The organism is Rhizobium sp. RU35A, assembly GCF_900156005.1.
Taxonomy (GTDB): domain Bacteria; phylum Pseudomonadota; class Alphaproteobacteria; order Rhizobiales; family Rhizobiaceae; genus Neorhizobium; species Neorhizobium straminoryzae.
The window spans coordinates 733,491-748,652 of record NZ_FTMR01000002.1 but is presented as its reverse complement, the minus strand read 5'-3'; the positions used below and the strand labels follow the sequence as shown (position 1 = coordinate 748,652).

General features: G+C 63.5%; 12 protein-coding genes. 4 read left to right on the top strand and 8 right to left on the bottom strand.

The window, feature by feature from the left end; all coding sequences use genetic code 11:
• Positions 1-293: 293 nt before the first annotated feature.
• The 3 genes from dnaG to F3H95_RS08135 form a co-directional block, all read right to left on the bottom strand.
• Positions 294-2,321 carry a DNA primase gene (gene dnaG, locus F3H95_RS08145; RefSeq protein WP_149745632.1) on the bottom strand — a complete coding sequence of 676 codons (2,028 nt, stop codon included), beginning with the start codon at positions 2,319-2,321 and terminating at the stop codon, positions 294-296.
• Between the two features lie 503 nt (positions 2,322-2,824).
• The gene (locus F3H95_RS08140; protein ID WP_185969856.1) at positions 2,825-3,274 is read right to left on the bottom strand and encodes a GatB/YqeY domain-containing protein; all 450 of its coding nucleotides are present in this window, start codon (positions 3,272-3,274) and stop codon (positions 2,825-2,827) included.
• An 85-nt stretch (positions 3,275-3,359) separates the two neighbouring features.
• Entirely contained in the window at positions 3,360-3,551 is a 192-nt protein-coding gene (locus F3H95_RS08135) for a hypothetical protein (RefSeq protein ID WP_143125765.1), read from the bottom strand.
• Between the two features lie 55 nt (positions 3,552-3,606).
• Here F3H95_RS08135 and carA point away from each other — a divergent pair, with 55 nt between their 5' ends.
• The gene (gene carA / locus F3H95_RS08130; protein WP_143125766.1) at positions 3,607-4,812 is read left to right on the top strand and encodes a glutamine-hydrolyzing carbamoyl-phosphate synthase small subunit; all 1,206 of its coding nucleotides are present in this window, start codon (positions 3,607-3,609) and stop codon (positions 4,810-4,812) included.
• 60 nt (positions 4,813-4,872) lie between these two features.
• Here carA and F3H95_RS08125 read toward each other — a convergent pair whose 3' ends face one another.
• Both F3H95_RS08125 and F3H95_RS08120 read right to left on the bottom strand, forming a co-directional pair.
• The gene (locus tag F3H95_RS08125) at positions 4,873-6,258 is read right to left on the bottom strand and encodes an MATE family efflux transporter (protein ID WP_149745512.1); all 1,386 of its coding nucleotides are present in this window, start codon (positions 6,256-6,258) and stop codon (positions 4,873-4,875) included.
• A 144-nt stretch (positions 6,259-6,402) separates the two neighbouring features.
• On the bottom strand, positions 6,403-7,335 hold the full coding sequence (locus F3H95_RS08120) for a LysR substrate-binding domain-containing protein (RefSeq protein WP_149745511.1): 933 nt from the start codon (positions 7,333-7,335) through the stop codon (positions 6,403-6,405).
• Between the two features lie 111 nt (positions 7,336-7,446).
• Between F3H95_RS08120 and F3H95_RS08115 the strand changes: the two genes are divergently transcribed.
• Positions 7,447-8,442, top strand: a complete 996-nt coding sequence (locus F3H95_RS08115) for an aldo/keto reductase (RefSeq protein ID WP_149745510.1) — start codon at positions 7,447-7,449, stop codon at positions 8,440-8,442.
• A 42-nt stretch (positions 8,443-8,484) separates the two neighbouring features.
• On the opposite strand, the gene F3H95_RS08110 is transcribed toward F3H95_RS08115, so the two are convergent.
• Together F3H95_RS08110 and F3H95_RS08105 are read right to left on the bottom strand one after the other, a co-directional pair.
• A complete protein-coding gene (locus F3H95_RS08110) occupies positions 8,485-9,156 on the bottom strand; it encodes a glutathione S-transferase (protein ID WP_149745509.1) in 672 nt (223 codons plus the stop codon).
• Positions 9,157-9,168: 12 nt separating this feature from the next.
• Positions 9,169-9,687: a DUF2306 domain-containing protein gene (locus tag F3H95_RS08105; protein ID WP_149745508.1), complete on the bottom strand. Its 519-nt coding sequence runs from the start codon at positions 9,685-9,687 to the stop codon at positions 9,169-9,171.
• A 101-nt stretch (positions 9,688-9,788) separates the two neighbouring features.
• On the opposite strand from F3H95_RS08105, the gene F3H95_RS08100 reads away from it, so the two are divergent.
• Both F3H95_RS08100 and carB read left to right on the top strand, forming a co-directional pair.
• Positions 9,789-10,670, top strand: coding sequence for a LytTR family DNA-binding domain-containing protein (locus tag F3H95_RS08100; RefSeq protein WP_149745507.1), 882 nt, complete (start codon positions 9,789-9,791; stop codon positions 10,668-10,670).
• Positions 10,671-10,901: 231 nt separating this feature from the next.
• Positions 10,902-14,387, top strand: coding sequence for a carbamoyl-phosphate synthase large subunit (carB, locus tag F3H95_RS08095; protein ID WP_143125773.1), 3,486 nt, complete (start codon positions 10,902-10,904; stop codon positions 14,385-14,387).
• Between the two features lie 246 nt (positions 14,388-14,633).
• Here the strand turns inward: carB and F3H95_RS08090 are convergent, their stop codons facing one another.
• Positions 14,634-15,086, bottom strand: a complete 453-nt coding sequence (locus tag F3H95_RS08090; protein ID WP_185969853.1) for a DUF1842 domain-containing protein — start codon at positions 15,084-15,086, stop codon at positions 14,634-14,636.
• Between the last annotated feature and the right edge of the window lie 76 nt (positions 15,087-15,162).

Here is a 15,162-nt window from a genome sequence, read left to right as displayed (position 1 = left end):
TGCAAGCATCGTTTCGCCCTCGGCACACGAGATCCGTTCTCGCAGCCGCCATGTCCCACTTCGCCCTGTTCCGCCTGGAACGGTGATTCCCACAATTTTACTCCCCGTCAAGCCTTTCCAGAGGCAAAGAGCAGATATAACGTGGAAAAAGAGGAGTATCGCGGGCTCACCACGCCCTGGTCGCGTCGGCTGCCTGTTATTTAGGAAGCCGCGCCGCCATGACAAGAGCGGAAACGACCGGAAAGACCGCCCTTCCCTTCTCCATCCCGTATCCTGGCACAACCCTTGGCTGATCAGCTGCCATGGCCCGCCGCAATGCCCTTCACGCGGCCCGACATCACGCCGAAGCCATCGATGATCGCCTCCTGGTTTTCCATCCGCACGATTTCATCCTGCACTTCGGACAAGGCCCGCAGAAGCGGCTGAACCGTATCACCATCGCCCTCCTCGGTGGCGGCCGAGATTTCCCGCTCCAACTCCATCTTCTGAATGCGCAGTGCCTTGGTGCGCTTGTGCAGTGACAAGGCCTGCCGGTAGCCTTCGCGGGCATCTTCCGCAGCCGCCTTTTCGGTTGCCGTCCACAGGCGGGCATTGCGCACCTGCTGATCAAGCGCCGTCACCAGCGGTTCGAAGCCTTCCGCAAACAGCCGCCCAATCAGATACTCCCGCGAGAGATTGGCGCCGGCCGTGGCAGCCGCCGGCAGCACGGCCGACCAAAGCCGCTGAAGATCGCGATTCTCGAAATCGATCGCGGCGATCTCGTCATAATCCTCAAGCAGCAGCTGCGGGTGGTTGACGATGGTGATCGCCAGCACCACCTCGCGCAGAGCCGGCAACTCCTGATGGCCGCGCACGAGCCCGGAACGGGCCAACCGATCGGAGACGCCAAGGCTGCCGCGACCGGCAGTGCCGGCAAAGCCCGCCCCCTGCCCGCCGCCGCGCCCGCGGCCTGCCATGCCACCCGGCCCGCGGCTGTTGGCCTGAAAGCCGGCGCGCGGCTCGCGTCCGCCTCGCTGCGGGGAAAAGAAGGCATTGAGGCGCTCGCGCACATCCTGCTGGTAATGGCGGCGCACATTCTCGTCGGCAATGACGGAGACGATCTGCTTCAGCCGCGCCTCCAGCTCCGCGCGCTTCTCCGGCGTCTCGAAGGAACCATTGGCTGCCTCGCGCATCCAGATCATCTCGGCGAGCGGCCGGGCCTGCGCCATCACCGTGTCGAAGGGCGCGCGTCCCTCGTGGCGCACCAGATCATCCGGATCCTTGCCATCGGGCAAAAGCGCAAAGCTGACGGAGCGCCCGGGCTTGATGTGCGGCAGCGCCAGATCGGCCGCACGGTTGGCGGCGCGCAGACCCGCCCCGTCGCCATCGAAGCACAGCACCGGCTGCGGCGACATGCGCCACAACAGTTCCAGCTGGCTTTCGGTCAACGCAGTGCCGAGCGGCGCCACCGCATTCTCGACGCCGGCCTGATAGAGGGCGATCACATCCATATAGCCCTCGACGGCAATCACCGTCGCGTCCTCGCCATCGCGACTTTTCGCCTGCGCCTGCACGGCCCGCCGCGCGCGGGAGAAGTTGTAGAGCACATTGCCCTTGTGGAAGAGTTCCGTCTCGTTCGAATTCAGATATTTCGCCATGGCATCCGGCGACATGGCGCGGCCGCCGAAGGCAATCACCTTGTCGCGTGACGAGAGAATCGGAAACATGATGCGGTCGCGAAACCGGTCGTAGGAGACGGGCACGTTCTCGTGCACCACCAGACCGCAGGCCTCCATCTGCTCCTTCAGCACGCCCTTGGCCGCCAGATGCTCCTTCAGCGCATTGCGGCTTTCCGGCGCATAGCCAAGACGGAAGGTTTCGATGGTACGGCCGGTCAGGCCACGGTCGCGCAGGTAGGCGCGCGCCTTCGCGCCCGCTGCACTTTGCAACTGGTCCTGAAAGAACTGGGTTGCCATTTCCATGACGTCGAGCAGCGTGGCGCGTTCCTTCTCGCGCCGCTCGGCCTGCACATCCGGCTGCGGCATGGCAACGCCCGCCATGTCGGCCAGCTGCTGCACGGCCTCCGGAAAGCTCAGCCCCTCGATTTCCTGCATGAAACGGAAATGGTCGCCGGACACGCCGCAGCCGAAGCAGTGGTAGCGTCCCTTACGATCCTCGCAATGGAAGCTCGGGCTCTTTTCCCCGTGGAAGGGGCAACAGGCCCAGTAGTCGCCACGCGAGACATTGGTCTTCTTGCGATCCCACGTCACCCGACGGCCGATGACGGCCGAAATCGGCACGCGATCGCGTATCTCATCGAGAAATGTATTGGAAAAGCGCATCATCACCTCACGGACCTCAGTCCATATAGGCATCTTGGCCTGCAAACACCATCACACGCGCCCGTCACACCCGCAATTCACAGGGCGAGTCCCGGCTAAAACCGTGAACAAGCGTGCTGCGTTGCGTCAAAACTAAGGCAGCAGCCGAGCCCGAAAAATTAAGTCTTTGTAATTTGAAACCGGGTTCGTAGCGGGCGTATGTGTTCATCGTCGCTTCCTGACGTCCCACTCTCTCTAACAGGAAGCGACACGCACGGGGATGCGCCCCCCCATACCGCATCCCTGGCACTGGCATCCTCCCCCCGGATGCCGTGCAATGTCCAGGCGTCAGAGGCAGGACTTCCCCCAGTCCTGCCTCGCTTGGTTTTAGGGGCGCCCTCACATGACCCATCCGACCCAGCATCCATGCGTCAGCACGCATTCGTCAGCGAGCAGAAACGCTAAGGCGGCTGAAACGCGATCCGCGCCAGCCGCCCGAAACTCGACCGAAGATGGAATGCCGATTACTTCAGGAGATCCTTCACGATTGCGGAGGCGCGGGCGAAATCCATCTGGCCGGCATAGCGCTCCTTCAACAGGCTGATGCACTTGCCCATGTCGCGCAGGCCCTGGGCGCCGATCTCGGCGATCACCGCCTTGCAGGCCTCGACAACCTGTTCGTCACTCATCTGCTCGGGCATGAAGCCACGAATGATCGCGATTTCCTCACGCTCCTGATCGGCGAGTTCGCTGCGGCCGCCTTCGTCATAGATCTTGGCCGATTCCTCGCGCTGCTTGATCATCTTCTGCAGGATCTGCAGGATGTCGTCATCGCTGACAGCATCCTTGCCGACGCCGCGATTGGCGATGTCGCGATCCTTGATCGCCGTCTGGATCAGACGGACGGTGGACAGCCGGCGGGCCTCCTTGGCCTTCATGGCTTCCTTCATCGCATTGGCAAGCTTGTCGCGCATCATCTTTATTGTTCTCCTTGGGAAAGCCGCGGGCAAAGTCCGCCGAACGGACTACCGCATTTCCATCAGCTTTTGTGCCGCCCTCTTAGACCAGCCGGCAGGTCGGATCAATCGGCGCGAAAAGGCCCTGATCATCAGAGCGGGATAATTCCCCCTGCGCAAGGGCTTGCAATTGACCCGCCGGGTCGCTTCCGTTATTTTCCGGCACCTGCACGAGAATTAACCAGGACACAGGCGCGGGATCGATCTCGCCGCCTCCTTTTCTGCGACCATACATGGCCCCGGCATCCCGCCGCTTCAAGCGGACGGGCAAAGGGCGGAGACGAACCGACATGACTGAGACAGCACCCTGGACCACCCGCAAGCCGACCGCCGTTCTTGTCCTTGCCGACGGAACGGTCATCGAAGGCCACGGGATCGGCGCCACGGGCAAGGTAACGGCAGAAGTCTGCTTCAACACGGCGCTTACCGGTTACGAGGAGATCCTGACCGATCCCTCCTATCTCGGCCAGATCGTGACCTTCACCTTCCCGCATATCGGCAATATCGGCACCAATGAGGAAGACATCGAGGACCTGACGCCGGCGGCCCGCCGCGGCGCGGTCGGCGTCATCTTCAAGGCCGACATCACCGATCCCTCGAACTACCGCGCAGGCCGCCATCTCAACGACTGGCTGGCAGCGCGCGGCATTATTGGTCTGTCGGGTATCGACACCCGGGCGCTCACCGCCTGGATCCGCGAGAACGGCGCCCCGAACGCAGTCATCGCCCATGATCCGAACGGCGTGTTCGACATCGAGGTGCTGAAGGCGGAAGCCCGCGCCTGGAGCGGCCTCGTCGGCCTTGATCTCGCCAAGGACGCCACCTCCGGCCAGTCTTCACAATGGACGGAAACGCCCTGGGTGTGGAACGAGGGCTATGGCACGCTGTCGCCCGAGGATGCCAAATATCATATCGTCTGCGTCGATTACGGCGTGAAGCGCAACATCCTGCGTCTGTTTGCCGGCCTCGACTGCAAGGTCACGGTCGTTCCGGCCAGCACGTCTGCGGAAGACATCATGGCGCTGAAGCCGGATGGCGTGTTCCTCTCCAACGGCCCGGGCGACCCGGCCGCCACCGGCGACTATGCCGTTCCGGTCATTCAGGAGGTCATCAAGACGGGCACGCCGACCTTCGGTATCTGCCTCGGCCACCAGATGCTGGGTCTGGCACTCGGCGCGCGCACCGAGAAGATGCACCAGGGCCATCACGGCGGCAACCACCCGGTCAAGGACCATACGACCGGCAAGGTGGAAATCGTCTCGATGAACCACGGCTTCGCAGTCGATTCGAAGTCGCTGCCCGAGGGCGTCGAGGAAACCCACATCTCCCTGTTCGACGGCACCAACTGCGGCCTGCGGCTGGCCGGCAAACCCGTTTTCTCCGTGCAGCACCACCCGGAAGCCTCGCCGGGCCCGCAGGACAGCCACTATCTCTTCCGCCGCTTCATCAACATGGTGCGCGAGAAGAAGGGCGAACCGGCACTTGCCGAACGCTGATCGGGTGATTCGGCGAGATCACGTGTCAACTGAAGGCCCGCTGTTGCAGCGGGCCTTTTTTCATCCGCGCCGCACCAGCCGCCAGAAGCGCAGGCTCAGCATGATGGAAGCGGCCATCAGGCCGGTGACGAAGCCGACCCAGATGCCGGGGCCGCCGAGGTGGAAGACGAAGCCGAACAGCCAGGCGCAGAAGAAGCCGATCGGCCAGTAGGCGATGAGCGCCAGCACCATCGGCACCTTGGTGTCTTTCAGCCCGCGCAGCAGCCCCGCCGCCACAGCCTGCAGGCCGTCGAACATCTGGAAGGCACCGGCGGCGATGATCAGCGGCACCGCCAGCGCCAGCACCGCCTGGGCATCCGGCTGGCGCGTATCGAGAAACAGCGCGCCGAGCGCGCCCGGGAAGACGGCAAACAGGGTGCTGCCGATCAGCGAAATGGCAAAACCGACAACGAGCACCATCACCGCCGCGCGGCGTATGCCGAGTGGATCCTTGCGACCATGCGCCAGCCCCACCCGCACCGTTGCCACCTGGGCCAGCCCCAACGGAATCATGAAGGCAATCGAGGCGAGTTGCAGCGCGATGCCATGCGCGGCCAGTTGCTGCTTGCCGAACAGCCCCATCAGCAGCGAAGCCGCAGTAAACAACCCGGCTTCGGCCAGGATGGTAAAGCTGATCGGCAGGCCGAGCCCGAAGATTTCGCGAAAGGCCACCCAGTCCGGCCGCCAGAAGCGGACAAAGAGGTCGTAGGCGCGCATCTCGGGCCGGCTCTGGACATAGGCCAGCATCAGCAGGAAACCGAGCGTATTGGCACCGAAGGAGGCAATCGCTGCGCCCTGCAGCCCCCATTGCGGCAGGCCGAAATGGCCGAAGATCAGGCCGTAATCGAGCACCGCATTCAGGCTGAACATGCCGAGCGTGACGTAAAGCACGATACCGCCGCGCTCCAGCGCGCTGGCAAAGGAGCGCATCACCATCAGCAGCAGGGCCGGGAACATGCCCCATTGCAGGATGCGCAGAAAGCTCTGGGCAAGCGCCGCGATATCCGGTTCCTGCCCCAGGGCCAGGAGCAAGGTTTCGGAAAACCACAGGATCGGCGCGGTGATGATGCCATAGGCAATCACGACCCACATGCCCATGCGCACGGAACGGCGCGCCTGCGCGCGGTCGCCACGACCGATCGCCTGGGCGATCAGCGGCACGACGGCGCTGGAAAAGCCGGTCCCGAAGATGAAGACGACAAAGAAGATCTGCGTGGCAAGCACCGCGGCCGCCAGCTGTGTCGTTCCCAGCCAGCCAATCATCACCACGTCGGTGGTGTTGATCGCCATCTGGGCCAGTTGCGCGCCGACGAAAGGCACGCCAAGCCCGATGGTGGCACGCGCATGCGTGGACCAGGAATTGTCACCGGCCTGCCCGGCCAGGGCAGCAGCAGGATGGCTCGCCATGCTCAAAACTCCAGAACGAAAAAAGCCGTTGCCCCGAAATCGGGCAAACGGCCTTGTTTTTCTCTAGCCAATGCCCATCCGGCAGGCAAGTCGCGCATCCCATCCAGCAGAATAATTGCAGCATGGTTCAGTGTCTGTGATGGGTCAGGTACTCTCTCTCGCGTCTGCTGACTCATTCCGCTTCTGTTCGGTCCGCAGGAACTCCACGAAGGCACGCAGCGGCGAAGGCATGTGCCGCCGGCTGTTGTAATAGAGAAATGGTCCGGAAAATCGCGGGGACCAGTCCTGCAGCACGGCAACGAGATCACCACGCGCGAGCGCCGGCGCCAGAAAGTCCTCGAAGGAAAACACGACGCCCAGTCCTCGACAGGCCAGTTCCACCTCCAGTTCAGACGTCTCGGCAATGATGCGGGCCGGCGGCAGGATCGAAAATTCCCGGCCGTTCCCATCCTCGAACAACCATGACAGCACCCGGCCGCTGGAAAAGCGGTGCAGAATGCAGCGATGCGCGAGCAGGTCCTGCGGGTGAACCGGCACGCCACAGCCTGCAAGATAGGCTGGCGCGGCGGCAGCCACGTAACGCTGGATGCGCGGTCCGATCGGCACGGCAATCATGTCCGGCTGCAGCGCCTCCTCGTAGCGAACGCCGGCATCGAACCCCTCGCCGATCACGTCGATCAGCGCGTCATTGGTGGACACTTCCAGCGTGATGCCGGGATGAAGCAGCAGAAAGCGCGCGGCAAGATCCGGCAGGATGGCGCGGGCAACGATGCCGGGCACATTGAGCCTGAGGCGACCGACCGGCCGGTCGCGGAAATCGTTGACGCCGTCGAGCGCCGCCTCGATCTCGGCAAGGCCGGGACGCAGGCGCTCAAGCAGACGCTCGCCCGCGTCGGTCAGGCTCACGCTGCGGGTGGTGCGATTCAAAAGGCGCACGCCAAGCCGCGCCTCCAGCCGCCGCACCGCATCCGACAGCGAGGAGGCCGAGGCATTGCGCAGCTTTGCCGCAGCCCGGAAGCTTCGATGCTGAGCAACAGCGGCAAAGACATCGAGATCGGCGAGCGGGAGATCGGTCATTGTACGAATTTCCGGACAGGGTGTGCAGGATGCATCGGATTATCGCACAAAGCTGTTTGCCGTAGAAGAGAACCACCGGCAAGACCGGAGATCAACCCAAGGATTCAGACCATGAAGACACATCGACTGGGACAGACAGGCCCGCAGGTTTCCGCGCTTGGTCTCGGCTGCATGGGCATGTCGGACATGTATGGGCCGAGCGACCGCGCCGAGAGCATCGCCACCCTCCATGCCGCGATCGATGCCGGCATGACGCTGATCGATACCGGCGATTTCTACGGCATGGGCCACAACGAGATGCTGATCGGCGAAGCGCTGAAGGATGGGTTGCGCGACAAGGTGTCGATCAGCGTGAAATTCGGCGCGCTGCGCGGACCGGATGGCGGCTGGCTGGGCTACGATGCCCGCCCGCAGGCGGTCAAGACGGCGCTTGCCTATACGCTGAAGCGGCTGAATGTGGACTACATCGACATCTACCGTCCCTCGCGCCTCGATCCGGCGGTGCCGATCGAGGACACGATCGGCGCGATCGCCGAGATGGTGCAGGCCGGCTATGTGCGCCATATCGGTCTGTCGGAAATGGGCCCCGATACCATTCGCCGCGCCGCCAGCGTCCATCCGATCAGCGACCTGCAGATCGAGTATTCCCTGCTTTCCCGCGGCATCGAGGAGAAGATCCTGCCGACCTGCCGTGACCTGGGCATCGGCATCACCGCCTATGGCGTTCTGTCGCGCGGCCTGATCAGCGGGCACTGGCAGAAGGACCGCACGACGGACGCGACCGATTTCCGCGCCCGCAGCCCCCGCTTCCAGGAGGGCAATCTGGAGCAGAACCTGGCGCTGGTGGAGGCGCTGCGGCAGATCGCCGAAGCCCGGCAGGCGACCGTCGCCCAGGTGGCGATTGCCTGGGTGGCGGCACAGGGCGAGGACATCGTGCCGCTGATCGGCGCCCGTCGCCGTGACCGGCTGTCCGAATCGCTCGGCGCGCTGGATCTCATCCTGACGGCAGAGGATCTGGCGGCCATCGAACGGGTGGTGCCGAAGGGTGCGGCCGCCGGTTCCCGCTATGCCGAAATGCAGATGGCGCATCTCGATAGCGAGCGTTGATCACCTGAAACATCGGCGGGGCGGCAGGACTGCCCCGCCGCGTCAGCTTGTCGCGTAGTCGTATTGGCTGCCACGCGAAAGAGCCCGCTGATAGGCCGGGCGCGCGCGGATCGCCTCAAGATAGCGGCGCACCGCGCCGACCTCGCCCATGCCGCCGATGCGCGTCATGCCGGCCTCCACCGGAAAGCTCATGGCAATGTCGGCGGCGGAAAAGGCGGAACCGGCGAACCAGCCGTCGCGCGAAAGCTCCGCGTTCCAGAAGGCCAGATGATCGGCGAGCTGCGGATCGACCAGCTTTGCCTGAACACCGCCGGCAATCATCTTTGCCACGGGGCGCAGAAAGAACGGCATCTGGCCGGGCAGCCGCAGGAACAGCAGCTTCAACAGCAGGAGCGGCATCGCCGATCCTTCCGCATAATGCAGCCAGTAGCGATAGCGCATCACCTCGTCGGTCCCGGGCTGCGGTCGCAAATCTTTGCCCGCCCCATGCGTCTCGATCAGATATTCGATGATAGCCCCGCTTTCGGCAATCACGCGGCCATCCTCCTCAATGACCGGCGACTTGCCGAGTGGATGGACGGCCTTCAGGCTGGCCGGCGCGCGCATGTCCGGGCCACGCTGATAGGTCTTCACCTCATAGGGCAGCCCCAGTTCCTCCAGCAGCCAGAGAATGCGGTGGGCACGGGAATTGTTGAGATAGTGAACGATGATCATGGCAATCGGCATTCAGGAGAACAGTTTGGCACGGCCGCCGGCGGGCCTCAGCAGACTGTGCTGAACGAGGGCCAAAAGCAACCAGGGGAGTGTGAGGATGACGACCAGCAGGAGCAAGTGCGGAAGGCTTGAGCCATCAAACACCACCGCATGCATGATCCGGTAGGGCATCAGCGTGAAGCCACCGGCAATCAGGATGCTGCCGACATAGATCTGCGTGACCAGCCGGCGATGCGCGGCAATGCGGCCGCGGCGCGCCAGCCAGACCACCCGCAGGCAGCCGACGACGACGAGGATCGACAGCAGGTGGATCGGGCTGAAACCCTGCCACATCCTCAGTTCGTGAATGAAGAAGGACGACAGCGCCGAGACCAGCATCAGACCGATCCAGATCTTGCCGAGCAGACGGTGCAGCGGTGTGCCCCGCCCGCGCCAGACCAGCAGGAAGGCGCCGATGAGGGCGGCCGGCAGGATGGTGGCCACATGGATCTGGATGGCCAGCGGCGCCTCCAGAAGGGGTTCAAGGGTCATGGAAACATGCCTCGCGGAAAGCCTCGATTGAATTCTGCTCCGATCTTCGGCAAAACGAAACGGGACGAAAGCGCATCTGCGCCAACCGGGAGAAATGCTTCGTGAATGCAGGGAAACTGCAATCCGCGCTTCGTGAATTGCAGGCCTTTCTGCTGGCGCCGCGCTATTGGCTGACGGTCGGCGTGGTCGTTGCGGTTTTCACCATCAGCGGCCCGTTCGGCACGCTGAAGGCCATGCCGCTTCTGCCGCGCCTTGCCTTCTGGCTGCTGCTGCATGGGTTCGCCTTTTGCGTGGCCATGGCGTTTGCCGTCGCCAGCAGCCTGCTGCTGGCACCCCTTCTCTCCTCGCGGCTGATCCGCATGATGATCGGCTCGGCGCTGGCCGCCCTGCCAATCGCGGGCTGGATCGTGATGCTGCAGGCAGGTTTCGTCAACGATCCGGTCACGCTTGCCGGCTTTACCGAGCAGGTGGGTGTCTCCGTTCCGCTCTGCCTGATCTTCTGTGTGCTGACCTATCTGACGACCGGCACCGGTGCGGAAGCCAGCCCGGCGCGGCAGGCCATGGATCATCCCGCCGTCCCTCCGGAGCTGTCCAAAAGCGAGCCGCAGGACGGGATTGCGCAGCCTGCAGCGACCCAGCCTGCCCTTCTCGCGCGCCTCAGGCCGGAGAACCGCGGGCGCCTGCTGAGACTTTCCGTACAGGATCATTACACGGAGGTGGTCACCTCCCGCGGACGCGAACTCATTCTGCTGCGCTTTGCCGATGCGCTGAACGAGACCGGCAACACGCCCGGCCGGCGCATTCACCGCTCCCACTGGGTCGCCGATGCGCATGTGGAGAGCCTGAAACGCGACAAGGGCCGCCTTTGCCTCTTGACCGGCGACGGCACCGAACTGCCGGTCAGCCGCCCATACGAGGCAGAGGTGCGCCACCATTATGCCAGTTCCACCGGAGATAAGACGGTTGCGGCAGAGCGTAACTGATCGTCCGGCATGGCTGTCGCCTGTCCGGGATTTCGCGCCCCGTTTCCTGGCGCCCCACACGGCATCCACAGGTCGGCGTTTTTCTGCGCAACAGGCAAGATCGGGGGTTCCTTCCGCGCGGACATTTGCCTATAAGCCGCTTCTAGCCTGAAAAAGAACACCTCTGTGCCCGACCGATGCCTCTGCATCCGGCCGGCTTTTTGCGCAGGGAAGAAGAAGCGGAAAGACGAGATGCCGAAGCGCCAAGATATCAAATCCATCCTTATCATTGGCGCGGGGCCAATCGTCATCGGCCAGGCCTGCGAGTTCGACTATTCGGGCACCCAGGCCTGCAAGGCGCTGAAGGAAGAGGGTTACCGGGTCATCCTGGTCAACTCCAACCCGGCCACCATCATGACCGATCCGGGCCTGGCGGACGCCACCTATGTGGAGCCGATCACCCCGGAAGTGGTGGCCAAGATCATCGCCAAGGAGCGCCCGGACGCGCTGCTGCCGACCATGGGCGGCCAGACGGCACTCAACACGGCGCTGTCGCTGAAGCGCATGGGCGTGCTCGACCGCTACAATGTCGAGATGATCGGCGCGAAGCCGGAAGCCATCGACAAGGCCGAGGACCGCGCTTTGTTCCGCGAGGCCATGGCCAAGATCGGCCTGGAAACGCCGCGCTCGATGCTGGCGAATGCCACCGAAATCAAGGACGCCGACCGCAAGAAGCATGAGGCCGAACGCGCCAAGCTGCGCGAAACCCTGTCCGGCGACGATCTCGACAAGGCGCTCGATGCGCTTGAAAACCAGTGGAACCTCGGCGAAACCGACCGCAAGCAGCGCTACATGGCGCATGCCATGGCGATTGCCGCCCAGGCGCTCGATCACGTCGGCCTGCCGGCCATCATCCGCCCCTCGTTTACGCTCGGCGGCACCGGCGGCGGCATTGCCTATAACCGCTCGGAATTCTTCGACATCGTCAATGGCGGTCTCGATGCCTCGCCGACCACCGAAGTACTGATCGAGGAATCGGTGCTCGGCTGGAAGGAGTATGAGATGGAAGTGGTCCGCGACAAGGCGGACAACTGCATCATCATCTGCTCCATCGAGAACATCGATCCGATGGGCGTTCACACCGGCGATTCCATTACGGTTGCCCCGGCGCTGACGCTGACGGACAAGGAATACCAGATCATGCGCAACGCATCGATTGCGGTGCTGCGCGAGATCGGCGTGGAAACCGGCGGCTCGAACGTGCAGTTCGCCGTCAACCCCGCCGACGGCCGCCTTGTCGTCATCGAAATGAACCCGCGCGTCTCGCGCTCCTCGGCGCTCGCCTCCAAGGCGACCGGCTTCCCGATTGCCAAGGTCGCCGCCAAGCTTGCCATCGGCTACACGCTGGACGAACTGGACAACGACATCACCGGCGGTGCGACGCCGGCCTCCTTCGAGCCGTCCATCGATTACGTCGTCACCAAGATCCCGCGCTTTGCCTTTGAAAAATTCCCGGGCGCAGAGCCGACGCTGACCACCGCCATGAAGTCGGTCGGCGAAGTGATGGCCATCGGCCGCACCTTTGCCGAATCGCTGCAGAAGGCGCTGCGCGGCCTCGAAACCGGCCTCACCGGCCTCGACGAGATCGAGATCCCCGGCATGGAAGCCGGCGAAGCCTCGAAGAACGCGATCCGCGCCGCCATCGGCACCCCGACGCCGGACCGCCTTCGCATGGTGGCCCAGGCCCTGCGTCTCGGCATGACCGAAGCCGAGGTGCATGAAGGCTGCAAGATCGATCCCTGGTTCATCGCCCAGTTCAAGGCGATCGTCGACATGGAAGCCCGCATCCGCGAGCATGGCCTGCCGACGGACGCGGAAAACCTGCGCATGCTGAAGGCCATGGGCTTTTCCGATGCGCGTCTGGCAAGCCTCACCGGCAAGCGCCCGAAGGAAGTGGCCGAACTGCGCAACGGCCTTGGCGTTCGCCCCGTCTTCAAGCGGATCGACACCTGTGCCGCCGAATTCGCCTCGCCGACGGCCTACATGTATTCGACCTATGAGACGCCCTTCGTCGGCCTCGCCCGCTCCGAGGCGCTGGTGTCTGACCGCAAGAAGGTCGTCATCCTCGGCGGTGGTCCGAACCGCATCGGCCAGGGCATCGAGTTCGACTATTGCTGCTGCCATGCGGCCTTCGCACTGAAGGATGCCGGCTTCGAAGCCATCATGGTCAACTGCAATCCGGAAACCGTCTCGACCGACTACGACACCTCCGACCGCCTCTATTTCGAGCCGCTGACAGCCGAAGACGTGATCGAGATCCTGCGCGCCGAGCAGGAAAAGGGTGAAGTGGTCGGCGTCATCGTGCAGTTCGGTGGCCAGACCCCGCTGAAGCTCGCCGAGGCGCTGGAAAAGAACGGTATCCCGATCCTCGGCACCGCGCCGGACATGATCGATCTTGCCGAAGACCGCGACCGCTTCCAGAAGCTTCTGATGAAGCTCGACCTGACGCAGCCGAACAACGGCATCGCCTATTCGGTCGAACAGGCCCGCCTCGTGGCATCCGAGATCGGCTTCCCGCTCGTCGTGCGCCCGTCCTACGTGCTTGGCGGCCGCGCCATGCAGATCATCCATTCGGAAGGCCAGCTGCAGAGCTACCTGCTGGATACGGTGCCGGGCCTGGTGCCGGAAGACATCAAGCAGCGTTATCCGAACGACAAGACCGGCCAGATCAACACCCTGCTCGGCAAGAATCCGCTGCTGTTCGACAGCTACCTGACCAATGCCGTCGAGGTGGATGTCGATGCCCTGTGCGACGGGGAAACCGTCTTCGTCTCCGGCATCATGGAGCACATCGAGGAAGCCGGCATCCATTCGGGCGACTCGGCCTGCTCGCTGCCGGTGCGTTCGCTTTCGAAGGAGATCGTCGACGAGCTGGAACGCCAGACGACGGCGCTTGCCAAGGCGCTCCATGTCGGCGGCCTGATGAACGTGCAATATGCCATCAAGGATGGCGTGATCTACGTTCTCGAAGTCAACCCGCGCGCCTCGCGCACGGTGCCCTTCGTGGCCAAGACCATCGGCGCGCCGATTGCCAAGATCGCTGCCCGCATCATGGCTGGTGAAAAGCTCGACGCGGCGATTGCCGCCTATGGCGAAAAGCCTGATCCGCGCAATCTGAAGCACATCGCCGTCAAGGAAGCCGTCTTCCCGTTTGCGCGCTTCCCCGGCGTCGATACGCTGCTGGGTCCTGAAATGCGTTCGACCGGCGAAGTCATCGGCCTTGACACCAGTTTCGCGCTGGCCTTCGCCAAGAGCCAGCTCGGCGCCGGCGTCGAACTGCCGCGCGAAGGTACCGTCTTCGTCTCCGTGCGTGACGAGGACAAGGAGCGCGTATTGCCGGCCATCAAGCTTCTGGTCGAAAACGGCTTCCGCGTGCTCGCCACCGGCGGCACGGCCCGCTTCCTCGGCGAAAAGGGCATCGAGGCCACCAAGATCAACAAGGTTCTGGAAGGCCGCCCGCATATCGAGGATGCCATCCGCAACCGCCAGGTCCAGCTGGTCTTCAACACCACCGACAGCAACAAGGCGATTTCGGATTCCAAATCGCTGCGTCGCGCAACCCTGATGCAGAAGGTGCCCTATTACACCACCATGGCCGGCGCCATGGCGGCCGCGGAAGCGATCCAGGCCCTGCGCAAGGGCCAGCTGGAAGTACGCCCGCTGCAGAGCTATTTCTGATCGGGCTTGCCCGTCCGGCCGCAGGTAGTTGCCCGTGGGAAGCCGGAGAGATTAAAGACGACGAAGGGCGGCTCAAGGCCGCCCTTCCGCGTTTCAGGGATGTGTCCGACACACCGGCCCGCGTCGGCCGCCGTCAGCCGCCTGGGCCGTCTTCAACGGCACGAAGCGGCATCAAGAACGGTCGGGATATGCCGGAACCATCGTGTCTGCGCGCGCGCCCGATCGCCCCGACGCACTCAGCATACGTCAGGCGGCCTTGCTCACCGTTTCATGGCCGGCAGCGGTGCGGACGACCTTCTGGCGCACCTGATGCCATTCGCCGGTCAGCGCGGTCCGATACTGGAAGATGATCTCGCCACCCGAGAAATCCGGTTCGAGAAGGATGATCGACGAGTAGTTTTCCGGAATGACCGGACCGACACCGGCATTGGAAGGCCAGAAGATTTCCGGCCAGCCCGTCAGGTCGATGCGGACCTTGGAGCCAGGCCCCATGACGGTTTCATAAATCAGGGTACCGGTGACATGCGAGGAGATGCCGAGCGGCGGATTGACGGCCTGCGTCACTTCCGAATGCCCGGTGACGATGCTCTTCGGCGTGTAAACCGTCAGGCTGAGCGTGTTGACCGGAGCCCCCGGCGCACCCTCCGAGCGCAGCGGCAACAGGAACAGACCCATTTTCTGAACACCTTCGATGGCCATGAAATTTCCTCCCTTTTCTATGGCGTACGATTTTCTGTGACGTAAATTCCCGAACATTGATCTCCTCTAAATCAAC

Excerpts from the sequence above, each read along its gene's own strand:
- carB (WP_143125773.1), top strand. The coding sequence starts at position 10,902 with ATGCCGAAGCGCCAAGATATCAAATCCATCCTTATCATTGGCGCGGGG.
- F3H95_RS08110 (WP_149745509.1), bottom strand. The coding sequence starts at position 9,156 with ATGATCATCGTTCACTATCTCAACAATTCCCGTGCCCACCGCATTCTC.
- F3H95_RS08105 (WP_149745508.1), bottom strand. The coding sequence starts at position 9,687 with ATGACCCTTGAACCCCTTCTGGAGGCGCCGCTGGCCATCCAGATCCAT.
- dnaG (WP_149745632.1), bottom strand. The coding sequence starts at position 2,321 with ATGCGCTTTTCCAATACATTTCTCGATGAGATACGCGATCGCGTGCCG.
- F3H95_RS08090 (WP_185969853.1), bottom strand. The coding sequence starts at position 15,086 with ATGGCCATCGAAGGTGTTCAGAAAATGGGTCTGTTCCTGTTGCCGCTG.
- F3H95_RS08135 (WP_143125765.1), bottom strand. The coding sequence starts at position 3,551 with ATGTATGGTCGCAGAAAAGGAGGCGGCGAGATCGATCCCGCGCCTGTG.
- F3H95_RS08125 (WP_149745512.1), bottom strand. The coding sequence starts at position 6,258 with ATGGCGAGCCATCCTGCTGCTGCCCTGGCCGGGCAGGCCGGTGACAAT.
- F3H95_RS08140 (WP_185969856.1), bottom strand. The coding sequence starts at position 3,274 with ATGCGCGACAAGCTTGCCAATGCGATGAAGGAAGCCATGAAGGCCAAG.
- carA (WP_143125766.1), top strand. The coding sequence starts at position 3,607 with ATGACTGAGACAGCACCCTGGACCACCCGCAAGCCGACCGCCGTTCTT.
- F3H95_RS08115 (WP_149745510.1), top strand. The coding sequence starts at position 7,447 with ATGAAGACACATCGACTGGGACAGACAGGCCCGCAGGTTTCCGCGCTT.
- F3H95_RS08120 (WP_149745511.1), bottom strand. The coding sequence starts at position 7,335 with ATGACCGATCTCCCGCTCGCCGATCTCGATGTCTTTGCCGCTGTTGCT.